The organism is Desnuesiella massiliensis (assembly GCF_001403615.1).
GTDB classification, from domain to species: domain Bacteria; phylum Bacillota; class Clostridia; order Clostridiales; family Clostridiaceae; genus Desnuesiella; species Desnuesiella massiliensis.
Map to the genome: position 1 here is coordinate 39,671 of NZ_LN879451.1, position 23,422 is coordinate 63,092.

A 23,422-nucleotide genomic window follows, 5' to 3' on the forward strand; every position below is an offset into this window, starting at 1 on the left:
CTCCCTTATTAATTTAATCCGGCTCTTCTCCAGTTAGATTCATTTCCGCTTACTCTCTTAATGCTTTTTATTACGAATTCACTGCTATCCATGTTGGTATACAAAGATATTGTAGCCATAATAGCTGCCACCAGTTCTAAATCATCCTCTTCCTTTAAAACTGTCTTTTCTACTTTTTCACTAGCATTACTAATATGACTAGCACTAGAATTAGTAATGTTCTCTTTTTTCACTTCTTCCTTATTTCCAGAGAAAATACGGGTTTGAAATTTAATTAATATCATTAATACAATCAATCCCGCAAATACTATGGCCATAGCAAATAATGTTACCATAACTCCTTCTTTTAAAATGCCCAATATAAACGCCTCCTTATATTAGAATAGTTCCATGCTTTTTAGGATACTTAACCTCACGTTTACTTTGAAGCATATCAAGGGCCATAAATAATCTTATCTTTGTTTCTTCTGGTGTAATAATATCATCAATATCACCTAGAGATGCTGCTTTATAAGGTGAAGTCTCTTCTAAAATATATTTCTCAATTAATTGTTTTTCTTCTTCCTTAGGTTCTGCTGAATTTACTATTTGCTCTTTATATAAGCTTTTTACTATTTGCTCTGGTTCTATAGGGCTAACTAAAGCACTAGGCCATGCATACACTACATCTGATGAAGCTTCTTTACTACATAGCAAGGAATAAACAGCTCCAATAGCATCTCCAATTATTAAAGTTACCTTAGGACTTAATGTTTCACTTAAGGTATAGGCCATCTTTGCTATGTCCAATGCCAAACCGCTATTTTCAGCTTCTATATTTACCTCAAAACCTTTAGCATCTACAATATTTACTAAGGAAATATTAAAGGAGTTGCACAATCTTGCAAATTTAGTGATCTTATTTATAGAAGTTAGATCTATATTACCCTGTTGATTTTTACTATTAGTAATTATGCAGCCTATGGTTAATCCATGAATTCTACATAAAGCTGTGACTACATTCTTGCCATTATGTTTATCAAATTCAATGACACTATTTTCATCACTTAAAAGATTTAATATCTCGTAGGCATCAAAGCTTCTTTCATTGCACATTTCATTAAATTTAGTAATGGGTTCAAGCTTAATTTCAGAATTTATATCCAAGGAAACTTCCATATTATTAGAAGGCAAATAGGCTAGTATTTTTTTAGATAAGCTTAAGGCTTCCTTTTCATCTTTCGCTATAAGTTGTATACTTCCATTTCTACTACTATTATCTGCCTCAGCATACATAGCATAGTCTATAAACTTCTTTTCTCCCTTTGATAGTTTTTCTGGGGAGTTTACATAAAATTGACCCTGATTCTCTACTATTATAGTAAAATCACTCATAGCGGCATTTATAGCTGCCATACCCGTACATGGTCCAGATATTACAGATATCTGCGGTACCACTCCAGATAAGCTGGCGCTTAATTTTATTATGCTGCTATAGGAGTTTAATATATGTAATCCTTCTTTTATATCTGCTCCTATAGAATCATGAATCTTTATTAAAGGAGCACCCATTTTTAATGCCATTTTCATAATATTGCTTATTTTTTCAGCATTTTCAATGGTCATTACTCCTCCCTGCAAACCATAGTTTTCACTATATATGTACACTAATTTTCCATCTAAAGTTCCATATCCAGTTATTACAGAAGATGTACCGTTACTCCTAAACGCGCCCATTTCTATAAAGGAGCCCTTGTCTAGAAGAAACTCTATTCTCTCCATAGCATTCATCCTTTGAAGGTTATTTTTCACTATGGTGACCTTTTCACCCTCCAATGAATGGATACATTTCTTTCTCTGAATTAAATCCTCCACTCTATCCATGAATATTCCTCCTTAAAATATAAATAAATACTTGTTTTTAATTATCTATTATGATTTTTATAAAATTTTAAAAATATGTCCATGTTAATAATATCATATTTTTCTAAGAATGTATATACTTTCTGCAAGTTTTGCTTCATTTTTCTGTATATTATGAACCACAGTTTTTTATAGTATCCGCATTTGCCTGCACTATTATAACTCTGCTTTATCAAAATAAAGGCTAAGACACACAAAACAAACGAATAAATAATAGGAAGCCTTTTTAATTCACAGTTCACAATGTACAATGATTGTGAATTGAAAAAAGCGACTTCCGTCGCTTTTTTCGAATAGTTCTACAAAAATTAATTTTAAAATAAACCTAATATCTCTCCATTTTCTTTAATATCCATCTTTTCTGCCGCTGGTGCTTTAGGTAATCCTGGCATAGTCATTATATCTCCAGTAAGTACTACTATAAATCCTGCTCCATTTGAAACTCTTACTTCTTTAACATTTACGCTAAAGCCTTCGGGTCTGCCAAGCAGGGATGGGTTATCTGATAAGGAATATTGAGTCTTAGCCACGCATATAGGTTTTTTATCTAATCCAAACTTTTCAAGCTCGTTTATTTGTTTCTGAGCTTGAGCTGAATATACTACATCCTTTGCTCCATAAATAGTAGTAGCTATTTTATTTAACTTTTCTTTTATAGTCAACTCACTATCATATAATACTTTAAAGTCTGAAGTTCTTTCTTCTATGGTGCTTAATACAGCTTTTGCTAATTTAGCTCCACCTTCTCCACCTTTTTCCCATACTTCTGTTAGAGCAACCTTAACGGCTTTATTACTGCAGAATTCTTCAATATAAGCTAATTCTTCATCACTATCTGTAATGAACTTATTGATAGCTACCACCACTGGCAATCCATAACCTTGAATATTTTCTATTTGCTTTTCTAAGTTTTTAATTCCTTTAGCTACTGCTTCTACATTTGGCTTGTTTAAATCTTCCTTCTTAACTCCACCATGATGCTTTATAGCTCTTACCGTAGCCACTATTACCACGCAGCTAGGCTTTAATTCACCAAATCTACATTTTATATCAAAAAACTTCTCTGCTCCTAGGTCTGCACCAAAGCCTGCTTCAGTAACTACATAATCTCCCAGCTTTAATGCCATCTTTGTTGCAATTAAGCTATTACAGCCATGAGCTATATTAGCAAAAGGCCCTCCATGAATGATGGCTGGAGTATTTTCTAATGTTTGCACAAGATTTGGCTTTATAGCATCCTTCATTAGCATAGCCATGGCCCCTTGAACTTTTAAATCCTTACAATACACTGGATTTCCATCTAAATCATAAGCTATTAAAATGTTTCCCATTCTTTCTTTTAAATCCATCAAATCTTTTGATAAACATAAAATCGCCATTATCTCTGAGGCGACAGTTATCATAAAGCCATCTTCTCTTAGGAAGCCATTAGCTTTACCTCCCATACCTATAACTATATCCCTTAGAGATCTATCATTCATATCCATTACTCTTTTAAATATTATTCTTCTTGAGTCTATTCTTAGTGTGTTTCCTTGATGGATATGATTATCAATAGTAGCCGCCAGTAAATTATTAGCTGCAGTTATAGCATGCATATCTCCTGTAAAATGAAGATTTATATCTTCCATAGGAACAACCTGAGCATATCCACCGCCTGCTGCTCCACCTTTAACTCCAAATACTGGGCCTAAGGAAGGTTCTCTTAAGGCAATAATAGCATTCTTACCTAATTTGCATAAAGCCTGTCCTAAACCAACTGTTACTGTAGATTTTCCTTCACCTGCTGGTGTAGGATTTATAGCTGTAACTAATATAAGGTTTCCATCTTTATTTTCAGAAAACTTATTGAACACTTCTAAGGATAACTTACATTTGTACTTACCATATAAATCAATATCATCCTCGCTTAAGCCTATGTTTTTTGCTATTTCAACTATAGGCTCCATTTTTGCACTTTGAGCAATTTCTATATCACTTCTCATGAGATCTTTAAGCTAACCAATTTTAGTTAGCTATCCTCCTTTCTAAAAATTGAAAATTTTATTGCTTTTCAAAACTCATTGTAATTTATAAGATTCATATACATCATATTATAACATTATTCTGAATATTTTAATATATTTTTATAAAAAAAGCTTTCTACTTTTTTTGTAGAAAGCCTTTTAATTTTTAATTTATGAGTTTTGGAATATTTCTTGGAATTCATCACCATCAAGCTTTTCTTTTTCAAGTAAAGCTTGAGCTACAGCATGAAGCTTACTCATATTTTCACTTAGTATTACCTCAGCCTTCTTATAAGCTTCATCAATTAAATCCTTTATTTCTTTATCAATTTTAGAGCCTACTTCTTCACTAAAGTTTCTGCTCTTTCCTATGTCTCTTCCTAGGAATACCTCATTATGATCTCCACCATAAGCTATCGGGCCTAAGGTATCACTCATTCCAAAATCCATAACCATTTTTCTAGCTATGTTTGTAGTTCTATCTATGTCATTTTTAGCTCCAGTACAAATATCGCCAAAAACAAGTTTTTCTGCCACTCTACCACCTAAAAGTCCTACCATTTCATCTTTAAGCTTAGACTTTGTTACATGATTTCTATCTTCGTTAGGAAGATGCATAGTATAACCCGCTGCCATACCTCTAGGTATTATGCTTATTTCATGAACTGGATCTGCATGAGGTGAAAGCTTCATAACAATGGCATGACCTGCCTCATGATATGCAGTAATCCTCTTATCCTCTTCGCTAATTATCTTGCTCTTCTTTTCTGGACCAGCTATAACCCTAGTTATGGCCTCTTCCATTTCTGGCATCTCTATGAACTTTTTATTTCTTCTTACTGCTAATAAAGCAGCTTCATTAGTTAAATTCTCTAAATCAGCACCAGTGAACCCTGGTGTTCTCTTTGCTAATACATCTAATTTAACTTCCTCTGATAAAGGCTTACCCTTAATATGCACCTTTAATATTTCTTCTCTTCCCTTTACGTCTGGCGCTCCTACCACTATCTGCCTATCAAATCTTCCTGGTCTTAACAACGCTGGGTCAAGAATGTCTGGTCTGTTAGTAGCCGCAACGATTATTATACCTTCATTTACTCCGAAACCGTCCATCTCTACTAATAGCTGATTTAAGGTTTGCTCTCTTTCATCATGACCACCACCTAAGCCAGCTCCTCTTTGTCTTCCTACAGCATCAATTTCATCTATAAATATTATGCATGGAGCATTCTTTTTAGCCTGCTCAAATAAATCTCTTACTCTTGATGCTCCTACTCCTACAAACATTTCAACAAAGTCAGAACCTGATATGCTAAAGAAAGGTGCTCCTGCTTCTCCCGCAATAGCCTTAGCTAAAAGAGTTTTTCCTGTTCCAGGAGGTCCAACTAAAAGTACACCTTTAGGAATTCTTGCCCCTAATTCCATATATTTTTTAGGTTGCTTTAAGAAATCCACGATTTCTGCTAATTCTTCTTTTTCTTCATCTGCACCCGCTACATCCTTAAAGGTTATTTTCTTCTTATCCGGCGTAGCCATTTTAGCCCTGCTTTTTCCAAAATTCATTACTCCTCTGCTGCCGCCACCACCTTGGGACTGCTGCATAAATAGGAACCAAAAGGCTAATAGCATCACTATTAATAATACTGTGGGGATCACTTGAATCCACGCAGGAACATTGGTTGGTAAATCATAAAGTTCTTTTACATCTCCATTCTTAGGATATTGAGCAAAGAACTGAAATAATCTTTCTGATGGAACTATAGTTACAAAACTAGATCCATTTTTTAAGGTACCCTCTACTGTCATTCTGTCATCTTTTACTTTAATACTTTTTACATTATTATCTATCCATTGTTTTTGGAATTGATCAAAACCTATAGCATTGCTACTTTTGCCACTTTCAGCTAAGGCAAGAGCAGCAAGTATAACCATTATTAATACCACAATCCAGGCCGTTGCACTTGAAAACTTCTTCATCTTAGGCCCCCCTCTCTTTCTAGTTACTATAAAATTTTATCATATCAAATTTTTCATTACAATAAGTAATAATATGAATTATTTATAAACATCTTCTTTTAGTATGCCTATATATGGTAAATTTCTATATTTTTCAGCATAATCAAGTCCATAACCAACTAAGAAGTAATCTGGAACATTAAAACCTAAATATTTAACTTCAATGTCTACTTTTCTTCTTTCTGGCTTATTTAAAAGGCATGCAACTTCTAAGCTATTTGGCTTTCTTCCATTTAGGTACTCTATTAGATATTTTAATGTTACACCTGAGTCAATAATATCCTCCACTATTAGTATATCCTTACCTTCAATAGGATAATCTAAATCTTTTAAAATTCTTACCACTCCTGAGGTTTGTGTTGAATTTCCATAGCTAGATACCGCCATAAAATCCATAGAACAATGTATGTTTATCTCTTTCATTAAATCCGCCATAAACATAACAGAACCTTTTAGAACTCCTACTAAAACTAAATCCTTACCTATGTAATCTTCACTTATTTTTTTCCCCATTTCCTTTATTTTTTCTCTCATGGTGCTTTCGTCTAATAGAATCTCCTTAATGTCTTCTCTCATGTTTTATACCTCTCTTTCAAATTTTACCTGTAAAATCCTTTTTGTATTTTTTTCTATCTTATATTTATCGCTTATTCTGTATCCTACTATCCAGCATATCTGGTTTTCCACACAGAATAAAGGGATTTGATTCCTTTCATTTTTAGGTACTTTTAAATCCATAAGCAGATCCTTTACCTTCTTACTGCCGCTCATGCCATAGGGAGTAAATTTATCCCCTTCTCTTCTAGCTCTAATTATTATATCCTTATTCTTAATTTTATCATAATCAAAAAATTTAGACAGAGTATATTTGTTAAAATCAACAACTTCATCCTTAGATAAAAGCCTAAAGCTTATTTTATAACTTAAGAATGTATTTTCTAGCTCTATTACATCCTTCAACGAATCCTTATCCATGGTGAAATTCTTAATAATTAATTCTTCTAGGTCATGTGGTTTAAAGATTTTATCCCTAATTATAATATCTCCGTATTGATTTTCTGCTATGATATTATGAGGAAGGTTTATAATTTTTCCTGTACCTTGTGCTTGAAGGGTTATAATATCATAAATATGTATCCACTCTAAATTATATAAGCTTCCAAAAAAATTATTAATAGCCTTTCTAATAATTCTAGTAATGATTGAATGAGCTTCCTTAAAGGCTTCTTTATATATAATAATATATTCATTTTTTCTAAAGCAATGTTTTTTAAACTTTTCTTCTGCCACATTATCCATATATTCATTGTCTTTGCCAATTATATTAGCCATTCTATTTAGAGTATTTATTATGTCTGGATTAAAATTTTTCTGCATATAGGGAATTAACTCTAATCTCACTTTATTTCTAGAATAGACATTTTCTAAATTAGTTTTGTCAATTCTTGGTTTTAAATTATTACCCAGGCAATATTCTTCTATTTTTTGTCTATTTATCTGTAAAATTGGTCTAATATAAACTTCATCTCTTACTGGTTTTATTCCTGTCAATCCTTCTATGCCTGCGCCTCGCATAAATCTCATAATTATTGTCTCTGCTTGATCATTACAATTATGAGCTAAAGCAATTTTATCCACATTGTGTATTTCCTTTAGTTCATTAAAAAATTCATATCGGGCTTCTCTTCCTGCCATCTCGCTAGAAAGCCCTCGTTCTTTTGATAATTTATTTATATCAATTCTCTTCACATAACAAGGTATATTTAATTTCTCACAAAGTTTTAAAGCATACTTCTCATCCTCATCAGAATCCTTACCTCTTAGACAGTGGTTTACATGAGCTCCCATAATAGAAATTCCTAAGATTTCTCTTAAACTATACAGCACATGAAGCAAACATACAGAATCTGGTCCACCTGATAAGGCTATTAAAACTTTTTCTCCTCTTTTAATCATAGAATTTTCATTTATGAAAGCAAGCACTTCCTCTAACAAGTTACCACATCCCAAATCTATTATAATATCATATTATATCATAGTTTCCATTTTATCAAAGACCTTTTCACCTTTTATAAAAATACTAAGGAATTTATTTCAGAATTAAGTAGTTTTTAACCATCGATAATTATACTGTAATGCAAAATTAAAAGCAAAGCTTATGCTATAGGGAAACACTACGAAGACTGAACTTATACATGTTCCAAAATAGAATCTTCAAGTCATTATGATACATGTATAAGTCATTAGTTAAAGTTGTTCCCTATAGGGGGATGTGAAAAAAGGCACTCTATAGGTTTCGTTACACCGTGCGTGGAACCCCACGAACGACCCGCGAAAAAGAGCACCTATGTTTTTTGCATCCTCCTGTATTTAGCAATAAGTTTTGCCTTTAAACTGATACCTTTCATTAAGCATCTCCCAAAAATAACTAGTCAGCCTACTAAAATCTTAGATTTGCTATTTTTTATGATGCTTTATATATTTTTTCTATAGCATAAGGGAAGATTTTTAGACATCCTAATGTCTAATATAGACTATATACCTTAGAGACAACTATAGTCATATCATCTTTTATCTTTCCCCCGCTAATTTCTTTAGCTTTATCTAATATATCATATACCAATTCCTTTGGATTATTACAATCTGTAGTGGCTAAATACTTACTGAGCCATTCATTATTATAATCGTTGCAGCAATCTAATACTCCATCGCTAACAGTTACAACGATATCCCCATTTTTTACCTTCTTTTCAATTATCTCTATATCGACCTTATCCAAAACTCCTATGGGCAATGTTTTAGATTTTATTATTTCTATTTTATCTCCTCTCTTTACAAAACTCTCCACTGCCCCTACCTTCATAAAAGCCACATCCCCTGAATAAAGATCCACGGTATTTAAATCTAAGGTAGAGAATTTTTCATTTTCCGAAAATTTTAGCGTCATAATAGAATTTACTGTATTTATAGCTGTTAGTTTGCTAAAGCCTGCATTAGTGAATTTTTCAATGAGCTCTACCGCTGCTCTGCTCTCTTCTCCCGCTTGAGGTCCTGAACCCATTCCATCACTTATTATAGTCATATAAGTACCGTCCTTTAACTTTCCAAAACTGTAGCTATCCCCATTATATTGCTCTCCATCCTTGCATACTCTGGCAACATAAGATGCCATATGATACTTGGGAGCTTCCTCAAAAGTTACACTGCATATTTTAGTATCTGGATTTATAACACATCCCTCATCGCTAATGCACATTACTTTTTTTGTAGACTCATTTATTAAAGGCAGTATTTCTTTTACGCATCGCTGCCTACCACCACAAGCCTCTAGGGATAGTTTGATCACCAGTCTCTTATTTCTATCATCATAACATAGAAGATCACAAATCTTTATATTGCTCTTATTTAATATTCTTCTTATATTTCTTTCCATTTCATTATTTATACTTATATCTGCACTAAAATCCTCAACTATTTCCTCTATAGTAGAAGCCATGTTATTTATCTGGGATGCTAGAATTTGTCTTCCTTCACTGAGCCTATTTCTCCACATTTCACTTATAATATAATTATTTACTATCTCTTCAGTATTCTTTATGAGAGAAGTTCTCTTTACACACTTTCTCTCTATTTCTGCAGGTATTTTTGCTCTGCTCTCTTGATAATTTTGAATAAGCTCTGAAAAAGAGGCATAAGTATAATGCATTTCTCTTTTCCAACATATACTTTTCATATCACAGCCACTACATACTCTATCAGCTAAATTCTCAATAAGAGCGCTACTTTTAGTTTTAATAAGCAGCTTATCATTATCTACAAGGGTATTTAATATATTAGACATATTAGTTAAAACCTCTGAAAAGTTACTAAGTCTTTCTGTTAAAATATTTTTAATCTTATATATGTAACTTTCATTGGTGATCTCCTGCTTCTTCTCCCAATCCAATTCCATAGATAGCTTATGATATAATCTTTGAGGTATAGCTAAAAATATGACAAAAGTTATCAAGCCTTCTATTACTTTAAATTCTTCCCCATTGCTTCCATAAAGCTTTAATAGTGAAAACACTATAATATAAGCTAAAGCACTGATCCACTTACCCGTTTCCTTAAATAGTCCGCACATTAATCCACATACTCCATATACACCTATAAACATAGTAATATTCTTTGAAGCGATTCCAACAATAAGTCCCATGGCCACCCCTGTAGCCGCTCCAGTACTGCATCCATTTACATAACCAATTATTATAACAAAAGCTAGAGCTAAAATATTTGTTAAGCTTATACCTTTTATAGCTATACCCCAGGTGCCTGATATAACCAAGGAACCCACTATAGCCATACTTATAATTTCTTCATTAGTGAATAAATGTTTTGTTTTTATATCATTTGAGCATGTTATAGCATAATCCATAATATAATATATTGGGAATATGCAAGCAATTTGAAAAAAGCTAGAAAATAAGTTTATCCCTAAAGATAATTTATCAATGAAAAATCTATAGGCAATCATCTCCATGAAAAGCACAAAATATAAAACAGCTATTTTACTTCTCTTGCTACTTATTTTTTCAGTTATATATCCATATATAGTCACTGTAAAAACCATAGTTAAATATAAAGGAGTATTCTCTAGTCTGTAATAAAGAGACAGATATCCGATTAAGGCTCCACAGCCTACAGCCAGAGGAATTTTTTCTTCCTTATGGTTCATCACAGCTATAATAAATGCTAAGCCAAAAGGCGCCATATTATTTATCATTATCACTCTACTTATAAAAAGTGCTGCTACAAAGTAAAGTATAACTCTTATAGGCGATATAGGTATTTCCTTATTTTTATCTTGCACCTTCTCCTTTGCTCTTTGATAAGTTAAAACCTCTGCACCGTATTGCATTATAATTCCTCCCTAGATCCTTATTAATTCATTAAAAAGTATTATTACTATTTATAAGTTAGTTACATTATAGCAAAGGTCTCTGGAAATTAATGTCACTTAGTGCTTTCAGTTTTAACTTTTAACGGACATAAATTTATAAATTTTCATTGTTACTACAAAAAATAAACATGTTTTAAAATCTATATTTATTAATATCAATTATTCTTTATCCACACTATTAACAAGATATCCACAATATATATGTATATTAAAATTGTAAACACATATATATTGTGGATATCTTGTTCTATTAATATTTATATATCTATTATTTAATTGTCGCTAGAAAAAAAAACATTGAAGAATTTGTGGATAAAAAATAGTAATATTTCAAGATATACCATAAAATTAATCTTTATGTCAGACTCTATTATGTTATGGATTTTTTTATATTTTAGAGAACAACAAAAGCTCATGATTTAAAATCATGAGCTTATCTGGTAGCGGAAATAGGACTTGAACCTACGACACTTCGGGTATGAACCGAATGCTCTAGCCAGCTGAGCTATTCCGCCATATTATCATATTTTGGTTGCGGAGGCAGGACTTGAACCTGCGACCTTCGGGTTATGAGCCCGACGAGCTACCAACTGCTCCACCCCGCGATATTAAAATGGTGCTGGAGACCGGAATCGAACCGGTACGGTGTTTAAGCACCGCAGGATTTTAAGTCCTGTGCGTCTGCCAGTTCCGCCACTCCAGCACGTTTCTAAATGAAACATGTATGTATTAAATTAGGGTAATGGTAGCGGAAATAGGACTTGAACCTACGACACTTCGGGTATGAACCGAATGCTCTAGCCAGCTGAGCTATTCCGCCATATTATTATATTTTGGTTGCGGAGGCAGGACTTGAACCTGCGACCTTCGGGTTATGAGCCCGACGAGCTACCAACTGCTCCACCCCGCGATATTGATGGTGCTGGAGACCGGAATCGAACCGGTACGGTGTTTAAGCACCGCAGGATTTTAAGTCCTGTGCGTCTGCCAGTTCCGCCACTCCAGCACATTTGCTTTGTAGTCACCATCTCGTGACGACATAGTTTATTATATAGTATACCTAAAACATTGTCAACATATTTAATTAAAAATTTTTAAGTTTTTTCACTCTATGGCGAAGCCCTCATTAAAGCTTGCTTTACTCAATATAGAGAAACAAGTTCAACTATTAACTTATACATTCCTCATAATAACTTAAAGATGTCATTTTGAAATATGTATAAATTAAGTTTTCGTAGTGTTTATCTATAAAACCCTATGCGAAAGCATAGGGCAAATTTATATCAATTCTCAATATTAACCAAAACTTCTTCTACTTCCTCTTCCTTTTGAGTCCTGGTGTTTCTTTATGTCTTGGAATTTTTCTTCACTATCTTTCATGAATTTTGACATCATATCATCAAAATTATTTGAATTACTCTTGCCTCTTTCAGAAGACCAATCTATCTCTGCTGGTCTTACTGATTTTTTTTGAATATTTGCTTGCTTTATGGATAAACTTATTTTTCCATTGTCATCTATAGAAATTACCTTTACTTTTACTTTATCCTGCTCTTTTAAATGCTGTCTTATATCCTTTACGAAAGTATCGGCTACTTCTGAGATATGGACTAAACCTGTTTTCCCTTCTATCTCTACAAATGCACCAAAGTTTGTAATGTTAACCACTGTACCTTCTAAAATGTTTCCTGCCATTAAGGTCATATTAAAAAGACTCCTCCTTAAATAAATTAATAGTTATATGTTATATCTATAGATAGTTAAATTTATTATTTTAAATTCATCTATCTAAAAATAGCTATAATAAAAATAAATTATTTCTTACTATCTATTACAGGAGTCTCTCCCGGTTTTACATAGCCTAATCTTTCTCTTGATAGCTTTTCTGAATAAAGATCAGTTTTTGATAAGTTAACCTCATCCTGTAACTTTTGATTTTTTTGCTTTATTGCTTCTAGTTCTATATTGGTTTTCCTAAGGTCTTCGTTTATCCTTTTCATTTTGAATCGTTGGTCAACAAAACTAAAGATGCAATAGAATACTATCATAGATATGACTAAATTTTTAAGGGTTAATTTTCGCTTCATATCTTTAGTCCCTTCCGAAATATTATAAAATAATTTATTCTATATGTCTATTTTAATTTCTATTTCAATTTTATTCAAGCTATTTTTATTATGATTTTTCCTTGTTTTTATTGTAAAAAAGTAATTTTATAGGATATGATATAAAATTAAACAATACTCTTATGATTTTATTAGAAGTTCTTAGTATAGTATATTGAAATTTTAAAAAATGGCGACTTATTAAAGCTAAATACATATATATTCCTATAGCTATGTATATATACACATAAACCCCTACAAAAGCGTTATTATTGTAGAGAAGAAATATAAAAATTATTAAAGAGCATAATATCCAAAAGAGAATGTCCTGTATTATTACTAAGATTTTATTAGTGCTTAGCCCTCTAAATATTCTATAGCAATCAAATAATACTCCTGTTATTACTCCTGCTAACAAGCTAAAAAAAATAATTTTAAATTGTAATAAAAGTGATAATATCATATATACCTCTTTCTAACTATTTAAACAGCTTAGTTATTAGGCTCTCTTTTTCTTTCTTAGCTTCCGCTGATGAGTAAATACAGGAATCTATGGCTCCAACTATGATTACATCTCCATTTTGCACATCTAGTTTATTCATTTTAAGGCTCTGCCCTTTTATCGTTAACATCCCTTGGTTTGTATTTAGAAGAATTTTACTTTCATCAAAACTAAATACCTCTATTACACCTGTTAAGGATAACTTCTTTCTGCTCTCCAATACTAAAGTACTTTTCTTTTCTTCTATTTTTAAATCTTTTTTCAATTCCATAAATATAACCTCCTACTACGTTTCTCTACAATATATGAGGTAGGCTTGTTATATATTACATTATAAACTTTATTCTTCTGTATCTTCTTCGCCTAAAAGTATTTCATACATATTTTTTGCATCTTCTTTTTTTACATGTTCAGATATACTAGTTATCCCAGCTTTTAAAAATTTAGAAGCAAAAGCTATTTCAATAATATCTCCTTCTTTAACCTCTGTGCTTGGCTTTGCTACTTTTCCATTTATAGATACCCTTCCATTTTCACAAGCTTCTTTTGCTACAGTTCTTCTTTTAATTATTCTTGATACCTTTAAATATTTATCTAATCTCATAAGTATTCCCCCTACAAATTTATAATTCATAAAAACTATATGTATAAAAAAAACCCGAGATGCCCCGGGTATTTAAATTAATTATTTGCTTACTCTGTCTTTGAACTCTTTTCCTGCTTTGAAAACTGGAACTTTTGTTGCAGGTATAGTTATTGGCTCTTTAGTTCTTGGGTTTCTTCCTTCTCTTGCAGCTCTTTCTCTAGTTTCGAAAGTTCCAAATCCAACTAATTGAACCTTTTCTCCTTTTTCTAGAGCTTCTTCAACACTTTCTATAAATGCTTTTAAAGCTGCTTCTGCATCTTTTTTTGTTAATTTGCTTTTTTCAGCCATGCTTGATATTAATTCTGCTTTGTTCACTTTTTTATTCCTCCTTAAATATTAGAGTATAGATTATTAAATTATACAACAAGTAATTTACTTATTACATAATTACATCCTCTATATTTGTTTATTTACTACATTACCATATTATATATCCATTTATTTTTCTAGTCTATACCTTAATGTAAAATATTCTTATTTTTAAGATATATAATTGTGTAAATATAGCGTAAAGCTTTATAAAGCTTTATATTGTATAAGTCTTATATATTCTTCAAAAACTAAGAAAATCCTTCTTTTGCCCTAAGATTTTTCAGTTTTTTTTGATATATTCCATATTTCATCCATTTCTTCCAAAGTCATCCGACATAAGTCCTTGCCACTTTTCTTTGCAAACTCTTCTATGTAGTTAAATCTGCTGATGAATTTTTCATTAGTACTATTTAGTGCTTCTTCTGGGCTTATATTCAAAAACCTTGCTACATTTACACAGGCAAATAATAAATCACCTATTTCTTCTAGTATTTTTGCCTTATTTTCTCCTTTATATACATCCTTTACCTCATTAAACTCTTCTAAAATCTTATTCATAGCATCTTCTACATTGTCCCAGTCAAATCCTACCTTTTTCGCCTTATTTTGAATCTTCTCAGCTCGTAACATAGCAGGCAAGGACTTGGCTATACTTCTCATCTCTTCAGTTAGACTTTCTATACCTTTTTCTTTTTTCTTTATATTATCCCAATTTTCTAATACTTCCTCCGAGTTCTTTACAGTCTTTTCTCCAAAAACATGAGGATGTCTTAGTATCATTTTATCGCATATGGCTTTAGTAATATCCATAATATTAAAGAATCCCTCTTCTTTAGCTATAGCTGCATGAAATACTATTTGAAGAAGTACATCTCCTAGTTCTTCTATTATTTTGTTATCTTCTTGTTCATCGATGGCTTCTATAACCTCATAGCATTCTTCTATGAGATACTTTTTTAAAGATTCATGGGTTTGCTCTCTATCCCAAGGACAACCATTTTCTCCTCTTAGGGTATCCATAATGTCTAATAAATCATTAAAATCCCTATTATTGTCTAGATCTTTAGGAATATAGATAGAAGTAAGATAGTCTATATCCTCCTGCCTATCAATCTCATAAAGAGGTATTTTTCTTATACTTTCCATGGCCTCTATGCCTGCGGCACGGACATAATAGACTTCTGTATCATCTCTATAGTATTCAGAAAGTCTTATTTTAACCTCTGATGCTATAAAATTATCATATACTTGTGTTATAACTGTACCTATTCTCTTGTCTAGAATATGATTCTCCATATCGAAGGCATCAATAATCTTAAGACCTTCCACAGGGTCTATATCTAATGCTTCCATCATAGCATCTATAAAGCTTACAGCTGGGTAAATTTTATATTCTATACCTTTAGCCTTGCACAAATTTATAATATTTCTAACAGATTTTTCTGCCACAAAAGGGTGTCCCGGCACTGCATATATAACTTCTTTTAGTTCCTCACATCTTGAAATTAAATCTAAGGCTATAAAATTATAAACCTCATCGAAATTGTCAAATTTGTCGTAGGCATAGTCATAGGTAGTGTAGTTTATTCCTATAGCTTTTAAATATTCTACCGTAGGATGTTTTTCTGTTCTAAAGAAAATATTTGAATTTCCCTTTAGTGCTTCTAAAGTTCCTGTAGTAAGAGCCTCCTTGGAGCCAGGCCCTAAACCTAATATTTTAATCATGAGCTTCTCTCCTTACTTTTTAGTCACCTGAGAACAAATAGTTAGTTATTTTTTGAAGATGACTTAAATAATTTTTTCTTTATATAACTATATTTAAATATACCCGTTATCACTATGAGCAGTATATATATTATAATACCTGAGGATATAGATATTAAGCAAGAAATTCCATTGCTATAAGTATTGCCATAAACAAATTTATATATTACTAATACTACCAAAATCATTATTATAGAACAATAGGCTGGTTTTATTATAGAATCATAATATCTTATGTCTACCTTCAATTTTCTTTTAAGAGAACCTAAGTTGAGTAAGGAAGCAATAACATAAGCTACAACAGAGGCTATGACGGCCCCATAGATATTAATTTCTTTTATAGGTACTAAAAACATAGTCAGCAATATCTTTATAATGCATCCTATGGTCAAATTTAGAACAGGTCTTATATAATGCCCGGTTCCCTGTAGGATTGCTGTGGTTGTTTGAGCCATTATTATAAAAGGTATACTTAGAGATAAATATCTAAGTATATTATGTCCTTCACTATGCCCAGGGAAAATTAAGTTCATTATAGGATAAGATAGGAAAAATAATCCTGCTAAAGCTGGAAAAGCTATGGTATTTGAAAGCTTTATGGCCACATCTACTCTATTTACTACTTCATATTTTCTTGAAAGAATATATGCCTCTGCAATTATAGGTACTAAGGAAGCACAAAGAGCCATAGACAAGGTCAAGGGTAAATTAACTAGTACTGAGGCTTTGCCAGTAAGCTGTCCATATAAAATTGTAGAATCCTTATAAGTGAAGCCTGCTTCTAAGAGCTTCTGTGGCACAAGTATAGAATCAATGAGATTCATTATGGTGCCCACAGTAGCTCCTAGAGATATAGGTATGGCAATATACATTAGCTTCCATAATATTTTCTCATCACTTTTAACTTTAAAAACATTAAAATCACTTTTTAACTTTAAATATTTAATGAAAAGATATATTCCCGCTAATATCCCTCCAGCTGCCGCGCCTAAAGCAGCTCCTCCTGCTGAAAATTCTATTCCTCTTGGAAGCAATATATAGGCTAGTCCAACTCCAAATATCACTCTTCCAAATTGTTCTAAAACTTGAGATATAGCAGTAGGGCTCATATTTTGAAGACCTTGAAAAAAACCCCTAAAGGCACTCATTAAGGATATTATCATAGGTGCTATAGCTATTCCTAATAAAGAATAGTAAGCCTTAGGATCCCACTTGAGGAAACTTATAATAGGCTTTGATAAGGCATACAATATAGCCGTAGTTCCTATCCCCATAAAGCCCATCAGAAGCAAAGCTTCCTTTAATACTTTAAAAATCCCCTCCCTATCTCCCATAGCATTTTTTTCTGAAACTAATTTTGATATAGCTACAGGAACTCCAGATGCTATAGCCACAAAAAACATATATAAGGGATAAGACATTTGATAATATCCTACGCCTTCATCTCCTATAAGCATTATCAAAGGCCATCTAAAAAATAATCCTAAAAATTTTGCTAAAATCCCTGCCACTCCAAGAATCAAAGTTCCTTTAATCAAAGATTGCTTTTTCATTCCATACCTCCGAATCAAAAATTTATGTATAGGAGGATGTGAAAAACTTAGGTATTCTTTTTCGCGGACCGCTCGTGGGGTTCCACCCGTGGTGTAGCGAAACCTATAGAACACCTTTTTTCATAGCCTCCTATAGTATAATTATTCTTATTTTAAAGTCGAAGGTAATATTACATAAAAATCATACTTTCATTGAATATATAATAATTTTTATGTCAACAATCATTAAAGTATCAAAAAAAGAAATGGCAGACTATGCTGCCATTTATTGTTCCATTTGTTTTCCTAAGAATGCGGATGCAGTTTCAGCAAGCTTTAATTCTAGCTCTCCAAACTTTTCGCCGCTTTGTTTTGATAGTATTATAACTGCTCCAATTGCATCCCCTTCTGCTATTACAGGAGATATAACTTGACTAGAATATTTCCCTTCTATTTCTTCATCATTGTATAAAGGAATTACTTTGCTATTTCCTTCTTCTAGTAAAACAGTTTTTCTATCTTCCATAATTTTTTCAAGTTCGTTACTTATTTTTCTTTCTAAGTAATCTTTTTTAGGAGCACCACTAGCAGATATAAATGCATCTTTATCTGCTATAAGCACTATATGTCCAATAGCTTGCTGAAGAGATTCTGCATATTCTTTTGAAAAATCGCTTAATTCTCCTATAGGGGAATATTTTTTTAGTATTACTCCACCTTCTCTGTCTGTAAAAATTTCTAATGGATCTCCCTCTCTGATTCTTAGGGTTCTTCTAATCTCCTTAGGAATTACAACTCTACCTAAATCGTCTATACGTCTAACTATGCCTGTCGCCTTCATTTGTAACTTACCTCCTTATTTTAAAGTATATAATTATATCTGCAATAATATTATCTTTCTAAATATGTAATTTTATACACAAATGTAGGTTTTTATTTCACTTATCCAAATTTATATCTTTATAACAAAGACTATGAATAAATAAAAAGAGTCTGCAAACAATATTGCAAACTCTCTATGTTTTTAGATTATAGATTTTTTTCGTAGGTCTTAACTCCTAATGCCTTTTTCCACTCATCTAAAGTTTTAGTATAAGCAGTTCTGTTACCTTCATCTATTAATTTTTCTTTTATTTGATCTTTTACATCTTCTAATTTTTTAACTTTTGGCTCAGTTCTTAACTCTGTAGCTTTTATGATATGATATCCGAATTGAGTTTTCACAGGTCCAGATATTTCCCCTTCTTTAAGCTTTCTAGCTGCATCCATAAAGTCTTTATCATAGCCTGCATTGTCATACTCAATAAAGCCTAGCTCTCCGCCGCTATCTTTAGTACCATCTGTACCATATTCTTTAGCTAGCTTAGCAAAATCTTCTTTTTTATCTAGTTTAGCCTTAACTTCTTTTGCTTTATCTTCAGAGTCCACTAGAATATGGAATAATTTTGCTCCTGGCTTTTCTGTAAAAGCAGCATCCTTATTTTCATTATAATATTTTTCAATTTGGCCATCATCTACCTTAACATCTTTTACCATATTATCGTATACTTTAGAAGTTATTACTTGATTTTTTATATAGCCTTTTAAAGCCTCTTCAGTTAAATTAGCTTCTTTTAATGCATCTGCAAACTTTTGAGCATCATTGCCATACACTGACTTTATTTCTTCAAGCTTTTTATTTATTTCTTCATCTAGCTTAGCTTGTTCTGGTACTAACTTTAATTCTTCTCCTTTTAACAGCAATACCCTCTCATCAACTAAGGACTGTAACAATTGCTTTTTTTGCTCCATCAATATTTCTTTTGCAGAGTCATTTTTTTCATAGTCATTACCATATTGCTGTTTTAATTGTTCTATTACTGGTGCCATTTTTTCGTCTAGCTCACCTCTAGTTATTGTTTCCTTACCAACCTTAGCTACAGGACTTTTCTTTATAGCCTCAGGTGTTTTTTCTATCATCTTACAGCCCGCAAAGGATATGGTAAATATAGATAACATAGCAGCTGCAACTATCTTTTTTACGTTTTTCACTCTTATTCCCCCGCTCTTCATAATCTCTTTAATAATCTCTTTACAATTATAAATACTTTTATATTGTAATGCAAATTAATTTTTTATTAATGTCGTTCATAAGTATAGCAAAATTTTGTAAATGTTGCAATTTATTTATTTGTTGCTTCCTTCATATATTCTAATAATTCTTTAAACACTCCTAATATTTCCTCTCTTTTTATAGTAGAGAGTTTATATCCAAAAGAAGGCTTTTCTCCAAACTTAAATACAATATTTTTACTATATTTATCTATAAGGGCTTTAAATAATTTTTCATTGGCTCTACCCTTATTTTCAAACTGGAATATAATTTCATTGCCCTTTTCTTTTATTTCTTCTATACCTAATAATTTAGCTATACTCTTTATATATGCTATATTTATTAGATTATAAACCGCTTGAGGTATATCTGAAAATCTATCTTCTAACTCCTCAATTATATCCATCATATCATCATAGCTCTCAATAGCCGCAATCTTTTTATAAACTTCAATCTTTTGAATTTCATCTTCTATATATTTTTCTGAAATATATGCATCGATATGTATATCTATAGTGGTTTCTACAGGTTCTTGAGCTATTTCACCTTTTATAAGCTTTATAGTATCTTCCAGCATCCTGCAATATAAATCATATCCTACTGCCGCCATGTGCCCATGCTGAGCAGAGCCCATCATATTTCCTGCCCCTCTTATCTCTAAATCTCTCATGGCGATTTTAAATCCAGATCCTAGCTCTGTAAATTCTTTTAGTGCCTTTAACCTCTTTTCTGCTACCTCGGTTAATATCTTATCTCTTTTGTAGGTAAAATAAGCATAGGCTATTCTGTTAGATCTACCTACTCTTCCTCTTAATTGATATAACTGAGATAATCCCATTCTATCTGAGTCATATACAATCATGGTATTTACATTTTGTATATCTATGCCCGTTTCTATGATAGTGGTACAAATTAATACATCTACTTCCCCCTTCATAAAATCCATCATGACGCTTTCAAGTTCTCTTTCCGTCATTTGACCATGGGCAATACCTACTCTAGATTCAGGAACAAGATTTTGAATATATGTAGCCATATTTTTTATATCCTCTACCTTGTTATAAACAAAGTAGACCTGACCTTTTCTATTTAACTCCCTAACTATGGCATCTCTTATGAGCTGGTCATTATATTCCACCACATAGGTTTGTATTGGATACCTCTCCTCTGGTGGAGTTTCAATAACGCTGATGTCTCTAACCCCTGTTAAGGACATGTGCAAAGTTCTAGGTATAGGAGTAGCACTTAAAGTAAGCACATCTATATTCTTTTTTAGACCTTTTATCTTTTCCTTGTGCGTTACTCCAAATCTTTGCTCTTCATCTATAATTAGCAGTCCTAGATCTTTAAACTGTACATCCTTTGATACTAACCTATGAGTACCTATTAAAATATCTACATTGCCCTCCTTAATGCCTTTTAAAGTAGCCTTTTGCTGTGCAGCGGTTCTAAATCTGCTGACCATATCTATTTTTATAGGAAAATCTGAAAATCTTTTAATCATGTTGTTATAGTGTTGTTCTGCTAATATAGTAGTTGGCACCAATAAAGCCACCTGCTTGCCATCCATAACCGCTTTAAAGGCAGCTCTTAAAGCCACTTCAGTCTTTCCATAGCCTACATCACCGCAGAGCAGTCTATCCATAGGCTTATCTGACTCCATGCTAGCTTTTATCTCTTGTAACGATGTAATTTGATCTGGGGTTTCATCATATGGAAACTCCTCCTCAAATTGCTTTTGCCACACAGTATCTGTGGAATACTTATAGCCTTTTAATGTAGCTCTTGCAGCATATAACTTAACCAAATCCTCAGCTATTTCATTTATGGATTTCTTAACCTTGCTTTTAGCTTTTGCCCACTCACTTCCCCCTAGCTTATTAACTTTAGGTGCTTTCCCTTCACTGCCTATATATTTTTGAACCATATCTAGCTGCTCTACAGGCACATAAAGCTTATCTTCCTTATCGTAGATTATTTCTAAATAATCTCTTTTATGCCCTTGAACCTCTAGCTGTCTTACCCCCTTATATACTCCTATACCATGATTTACATGAACCACATAATCCCCAGGCTTCAGTTCAGCAAAGCTCTTTATCTTAGCTACTCCTTTGCCCTTGGATAGCTTTCTGCTAGTTTTTCTTTTTGCTTCTCCAAAAACTTCTTTATCAGATATTACACAAAGCTTTAATTCTGGATACTCAAAACCTTTTAGTTGATTACCAAAAGTAACTACAACTTCTCCAAATTGTATATCAGACACTATATCTCTATAGCTGCTTTCTATGCCAAGGTCTCTCAAGGTAGCTACAAGCCTTTCACCTCTAGGCCTTGTGCCTGATAATATTATAGTTTTATATCCCTTTTGCTTTTTATCTTTTATATCTTCTATCAGAAAATCTAGTTGTCCATGATAATTATGTAGAGTTATTTGTGAAAAGGTTGCCATAGAACGTGGTGTAATCCTAGGAGTGGTTTTAGCTATGGCATTAATAGTTGATATTTCCCAGGAGCTCAAATTCTCCACCAGAGTTTCTTTGGGGATCATTAAATTCCCTTGATAGGGCAATATATCTCCTCTTTGTAAAAAAGAGGTAAAGCTTTCTTCAAACTCAGTGTATACGCTATCTAATTTCCCCATGGATCTTTGAGTATCATCTAAAACTATAAAACCCTCTGCCATGTAATCAAAGAAGCTTGAAGGCTTTTCATAAAAATAGGGCAAATAACTATCTATAGTTTCAAAGCTCCAGCTTTCCTTTAAGCTTTCTAAATTAAGCTTTACTAGTTGGTTAATTTTATTAACTAATTCCTTATTCTTTTTATTTTTTGGAGAACTTATAAACTTTTCTAAATCCTCTTTTATTAAATTATATCCTCTCTCCACATTTTCCTTGGTAAGGATTATCTCCTTGGCTGGAAAAATCTCTATAGAGTTTACTTTTTCTATACTTCTTTGAGATTCTACATTGAAGGTCCTAATGGAGTCAATTTCATCTCCAAAAAGCTCTATTCTATAGGGATACATGCTAGTAGGAGGAAAGATATCTAGTATACCGCCTCTAATAGAAAACTGTCCTTTGCCATCTACTAGCTCCATTCTTTCGTAACCACACTGGACTAATTTTTGAGTTAATTGCTGTATGTCCAAAGAATCTCCTACTTCGTAATTAAATATATGGCTTCTAAATAGTTCAATAGGTGTATAACAAGGAGCTAAAGCCTCAATAGAAGTTATGATTATCTTTCTTTCATGGTTTAATATTTCTTTTATAACCTTTATTCTTTCCCACCTTAAATCTCCCGAAATAGCATCTACATTGTAAAATACTACCTCTTTCGTGGGGAAATAATATACCTCAGGTGTATAAAAACTTAGATCCTCATATAAATTCTTAGCTTCCATATCGCTATGGGTTATTACAAAAAATGATTTTTCTAGCTCTTCATAAACTCCATATATCATGTAAGCCTTTGACGATTCTGAAATGCCATATATACCTACTGGGAATCTGGTTGCGTTTACGTTATTTATTACTTCTTTAAAGTCTTTATTCCCTTTTAATGGGGTCATTAGACCATTCAATCTCATTTAAAACACCG

At 32.3% G+C, this 23,422-nt stretch carries 18 protein-coding genes and 6 tRNA genes; all 24 read right to left on the reverse strand.

Annotated features, from left to right (window positions below):
* Positions 1 to 8: 8 nt before the first annotated feature.
* The 24 genes from BN2665_RS00890 to mfd all read right to left on the reverse strand — a co-directional run bounded on the left by BN2665_RS00890 (position 9) and on the right by mfd (position 23,411).
* Positions 9 to 359 (reverse strand): OadG family protein, encoded by a 351-nt coding sequence (locus tag BN2665_RS00890; protein ID WP_055665240.1) that lies wholly within the window; start codon positions 357 to 359, stop codon positions 9 to 11.
* Positions 360 to 372: 13 nt separating this feature from the next.
* Entirely contained in the window at positions 373 to 1,863 is a 1,491-nt protein-coding gene (locus tag BN2665_RS00895; RefSeq protein ID WP_055665241.1) for a carboxyl transferase domain-containing protein, read from the reverse strand.
* A gap of 353 nt (positions 1,864 to 2,216) precedes the next feature.
* The gene (locus BN2665_RS00900; RefSeq protein ID WP_055665242.1) at positions 2,217 to 3,887 is read right to left on the reverse strand and encodes a formate--tetrahydrofolate ligase; all 1,671 of its coding nucleotides are present in this window, start codon (positions 3,885 to 3,887) and stop codon (positions 2,217 to 2,219) included.
* A 192-nt stretch (positions 3,888 to 4,079) separates the two neighbouring features.
* Positions 4,080 to 5,885 (reverse strand): ATP-dependent zinc metalloprotease FtsH, encoded by a 1,806-nt coding sequence (gene ftsH / locus BN2665_RS00905; RefSeq protein WP_055665243.1) that lies wholly within the window; start codon positions 5,883 to 5,885, stop codon positions 4,080 to 4,082.
* 78 nt (positions 5,886 to 5,963) lie between these two features.
* Complete coding sequence (hpt, locus tag BN2665_RS26815) at positions 5,964 to 6,500, reverse strand: hypoxanthine phosphoribosyltransferase (RefSeq protein ID WP_055665244.1); 537 nt, start codon at positions 6,498 to 6,500, stop codon at positions 5,964 to 5,966.
* A gap of 3 nt (positions 6,501 to 6,503) precedes the next feature.
* Entirely contained in the window at positions 6,504 to 7,919 is a 1,416-nt protein-coding gene (gene tilS / locus BN2665_RS00915) for a tRNA lysidine(34) synthetase TilS (protein WP_055665245.1), read from the reverse strand.
* Between the two features lie 529 nt (positions 7,920 to 8,448).
* Entirely contained in the window at positions 8,449 to 10,824 is a 2,376-nt protein-coding gene (gene spoIIE, locus BN2665_RS00920) for a stage II sporulation protein E (RefSeq protein ID WP_055665246.1), read from the reverse strand.
* A gap of 480 nt (positions 10,825 to 11,304) precedes the next feature.
* Positions 11,305 to 11,381: transfer RNA gene (locus BN2665_RS00925), tRNA-Met, on the reverse strand.
* A 14-nt stretch (positions 11,382 to 11,395) separates the two neighbouring features.
* Positions 11,396 to 11,471: transfer RNA gene (locus BN2665_RS00930), tRNA-Met, on the reverse strand.
* A 9-nt stretch (positions 11,472 to 11,480) separates the two neighbouring features.
* Positions 11,481 to 11,569 (reverse strand) — tRNA-Leu (locus BN2665_RS00935).
* A 40-nt stretch (positions 11,570 to 11,609) separates the two neighbouring features.
* Positions 11,610 to 11,686: transfer RNA gene (locus BN2665_RS00940), tRNA-Met, on the reverse strand.
* Positions 11,687 to 11,700: 14 nt separating this feature from the next.
* A tRNA-Met gene (locus BN2665_RS00945) sits at positions 11,701 to 11,776 on the reverse strand.
* Positions 11,777 to 11,783: 7 nt separating this feature from the next.
* Positions 11,784 to 11,872: transfer RNA gene (locus tag BN2665_RS00950), tRNA-Leu, on the reverse strand.
* Between the two features lie 290 nt (positions 11,873 to 12,162).
* Positions 12,163 to 12,570, reverse strand: coding sequence for a S1 domain-containing RNA-binding protein (locus BN2665_RS00955; RefSeq protein WP_055665247.1), 408 nt, complete (start codon positions 12,568 to 12,570; stop codon positions 12,163 to 12,165).
* Between the two features lie 110 nt (positions 12,571 to 12,680).
* A complete protein-coding gene (locus BN2665_RS00960; RefSeq protein WP_055665248.1) occupies positions 12,681 to 12,953 on the reverse strand; it encodes an FtsB family cell division protein in 273 nt (90 codons plus the stop codon).
* An 88-nt stretch (positions 12,954 to 13,041) separates the two neighbouring features.
* On the reverse strand, positions 13,042 to 13,434 hold the full coding sequence (gene yabQ, locus BN2665_RS00965) for a spore cortex biosynthesis protein YabQ (protein ID WP_055665249.1): 393 nt from the start codon (positions 13,432 to 13,434) through the stop codon (positions 13,042 to 13,044).
* A 16-nt stretch (positions 13,435 to 13,450) separates the two neighbouring features.
* The gene (yabP, locus tag BN2665_RS00970; RefSeq protein ID WP_055665250.1) at positions 13,451 to 13,744 is read right to left on the reverse strand and encodes a sporulation protein YabP; all 294 of its coding nucleotides are present in this window, start codon (positions 13,742 to 13,744) and stop codon (positions 13,451 to 13,453) included.
* Positions 13,745 to 13,813: 69 nt separating this feature from the next.
* Positions 13,814 to 14,077, reverse strand: a complete 264-nt coding sequence (locus BN2665_RS00975; protein WP_055665251.1) for an RNA-binding S4 domain-containing protein — start codon at positions 14,075 to 14,077, stop codon at positions 13,814 to 13,816.
* A gap of 81 nt (positions 14,078 to 14,158) precedes the next feature.
* Positions 14,159 to 14,434, reverse strand: a complete 276-nt coding sequence (locus tag BN2665_RS00980) for an HU family DNA-binding protein (protein WP_055665252.1) — start codon at positions 14,432 to 14,434, stop codon at positions 14,159 to 14,161.
* A gap of 267 nt (positions 14,435 to 14,701) precedes the next feature.
* Positions 14,702 to 16,156 (reverse strand): bifunctional methyltransferase/pyrophosphohydrolase YabN, encoded by a 1,455-nt coding sequence (yabN, locus tag BN2665_RS00985; protein ID WP_055665253.1) that lies wholly within the window; start codon positions 16,154 to 16,156, stop codon positions 14,702 to 14,704.
* A gap of 41 nt (positions 16,157 to 16,197) precedes the next feature.
* The gene (locus BN2665_RS00990) at positions 16,198 to 17,748 is read right to left on the reverse strand and encodes a putative polysaccharide biosynthesis protein (protein WP_055665254.1); all 1,551 of its coding nucleotides are present in this window, start codon (positions 17,746 to 17,748) and stop codon (positions 16,198 to 16,200) included.
* Positions 17,749 to 18,013: 265 nt separating this feature from the next.
* A complete protein-coding gene (gene spoVT / locus BN2665_RS00995; RefSeq protein WP_055665255.1) occupies positions 18,014 to 18,568 on the reverse strand; it encodes a stage V sporulation protein T in 555 nt (184 codons plus the stop codon).
* Positions 18,569 to 18,756: 188 nt separating this feature from the next.
* Entirely contained in the window at positions 18,757 to 19,758 is a 1,002-nt protein-coding gene (locus tag BN2665_RS01000) for a peptidylprolyl isomerase (RefSeq protein ID WP_055665256.1), read from the reverse strand.
* 131 nt (positions 19,759 to 19,889) lie between these two features.
* The gene (mfd, locus tag BN2665_RS01005) at positions 19,890 to 23,411 is read right to left on the reverse strand and encodes a transcription-repair coupling factor (protein WP_055665257.1); all 3,522 of its coding nucleotides are present in this window, start codon (positions 23,409 to 23,411) and stop codon (positions 19,890 to 19,892) included.
* Positions 23,412 to 23,422: the final 11 nt, after the last annotated feature.

What these genes read in the sequence shown, in the direction of transcription:
- spoVT (WP_055665255.1), bottom strand. Translation starts at nt 18,568, where the DNA reads ATGAAGGCGACAGGCATAGTTAGACGTATAGACGATTTAGGTAGAGTT.
- BN2665_RS00955 (WP_055665247.1), bottom strand. Translation starts at nt 12,570, where the DNA reads ATGACCTTAATGGCAGGAAACATTTTAGAAGGTACAGTGGTTAACATT.
- ftsH (WP_055665243.1), bottom strand. Translation starts at nt 5,885, where the DNA reads ATGAAGAAGTTTTCAAGTGCAACGGCCTGGATTGTGGTATTAATAATG.
- BN2665_RS00960 (WP_055665248.1), bottom strand. Translation starts at nt 12,953, where the DNA reads ATGAAGCGAAAATTAACCCTTAAAAATTTAGTCATATCTATGATAGTA.
- mfd (WP_055665257.1), bottom strand. Translation starts at nt 23,411, where the DNA reads ATGAGATTGAATGGTCTAATGACCCCATTAAAAGGGAATAAAGACTTT.
- BN2665_RS00990 (WP_055665254.1), bottom strand. Translation starts at nt 17,748, where the DNA reads ATGAAAAAGCAATCTTTGATTAAAGGAACTTTGATTCTTGGAGTGGCA.
- BN2665_RS00895 (WP_055665241.1), bottom strand. Translation starts at nt 1,863, where the DNA reads ATGGATAGAGTGGAGGATTTAATTCAGAGAAAGAAATGTATCCATTCA.
- yabN (WP_055665253.1), bottom strand. Translation starts at nt 16,156, where the DNA reads ATGATTAAAATATTAGGTTTAGGGCCTGGCTCCAAGGAGGCTCTTACT.
- spoIIE (WP_055665246.1), bottom strand. Translation starts at nt 10,824, where the DNA reads ATGCAATACGGTGCAGAGGTTTTAACTTATCAAAGAGCAAAGGAGAAG.
- BN2665_RS00900 (WP_055665242.1), bottom strand. Translation starts at nt 3,887, where the DNA reads ATGAGAAGTGATATAGAAATTGCTCAAAGTGCAAAAATGGAGCCTATA.
- yabQ (WP_055665249.1), bottom strand. Translation starts at nt 13,434, where the DNA reads ATGATATTATCACTTTTATTACAATTTAAAATTATTTTTTTTAGCTTG.
- yabP (WP_055665250.1), bottom strand. Translation starts at nt 13,744, where the DNA reads ATGGAATTGAAAAAAGATTTAAAAATAGAAGAAAAGAAAAGTACTTTA.
- hpt (WP_055665244.1), bottom strand. Translation starts at nt 6,500, where the DNA reads ATGAGAGAAGACATTAAGGAGATTCTATTAGACGAAAGCACCATGAGA.
- BN2665_RS00975 (WP_055665251.1), bottom strand. Translation starts at nt 14,077, where the DNA reads ATGAGATTAGATAAATATTTAAAGGTATCAAGAATAATTAAAAGAAGA.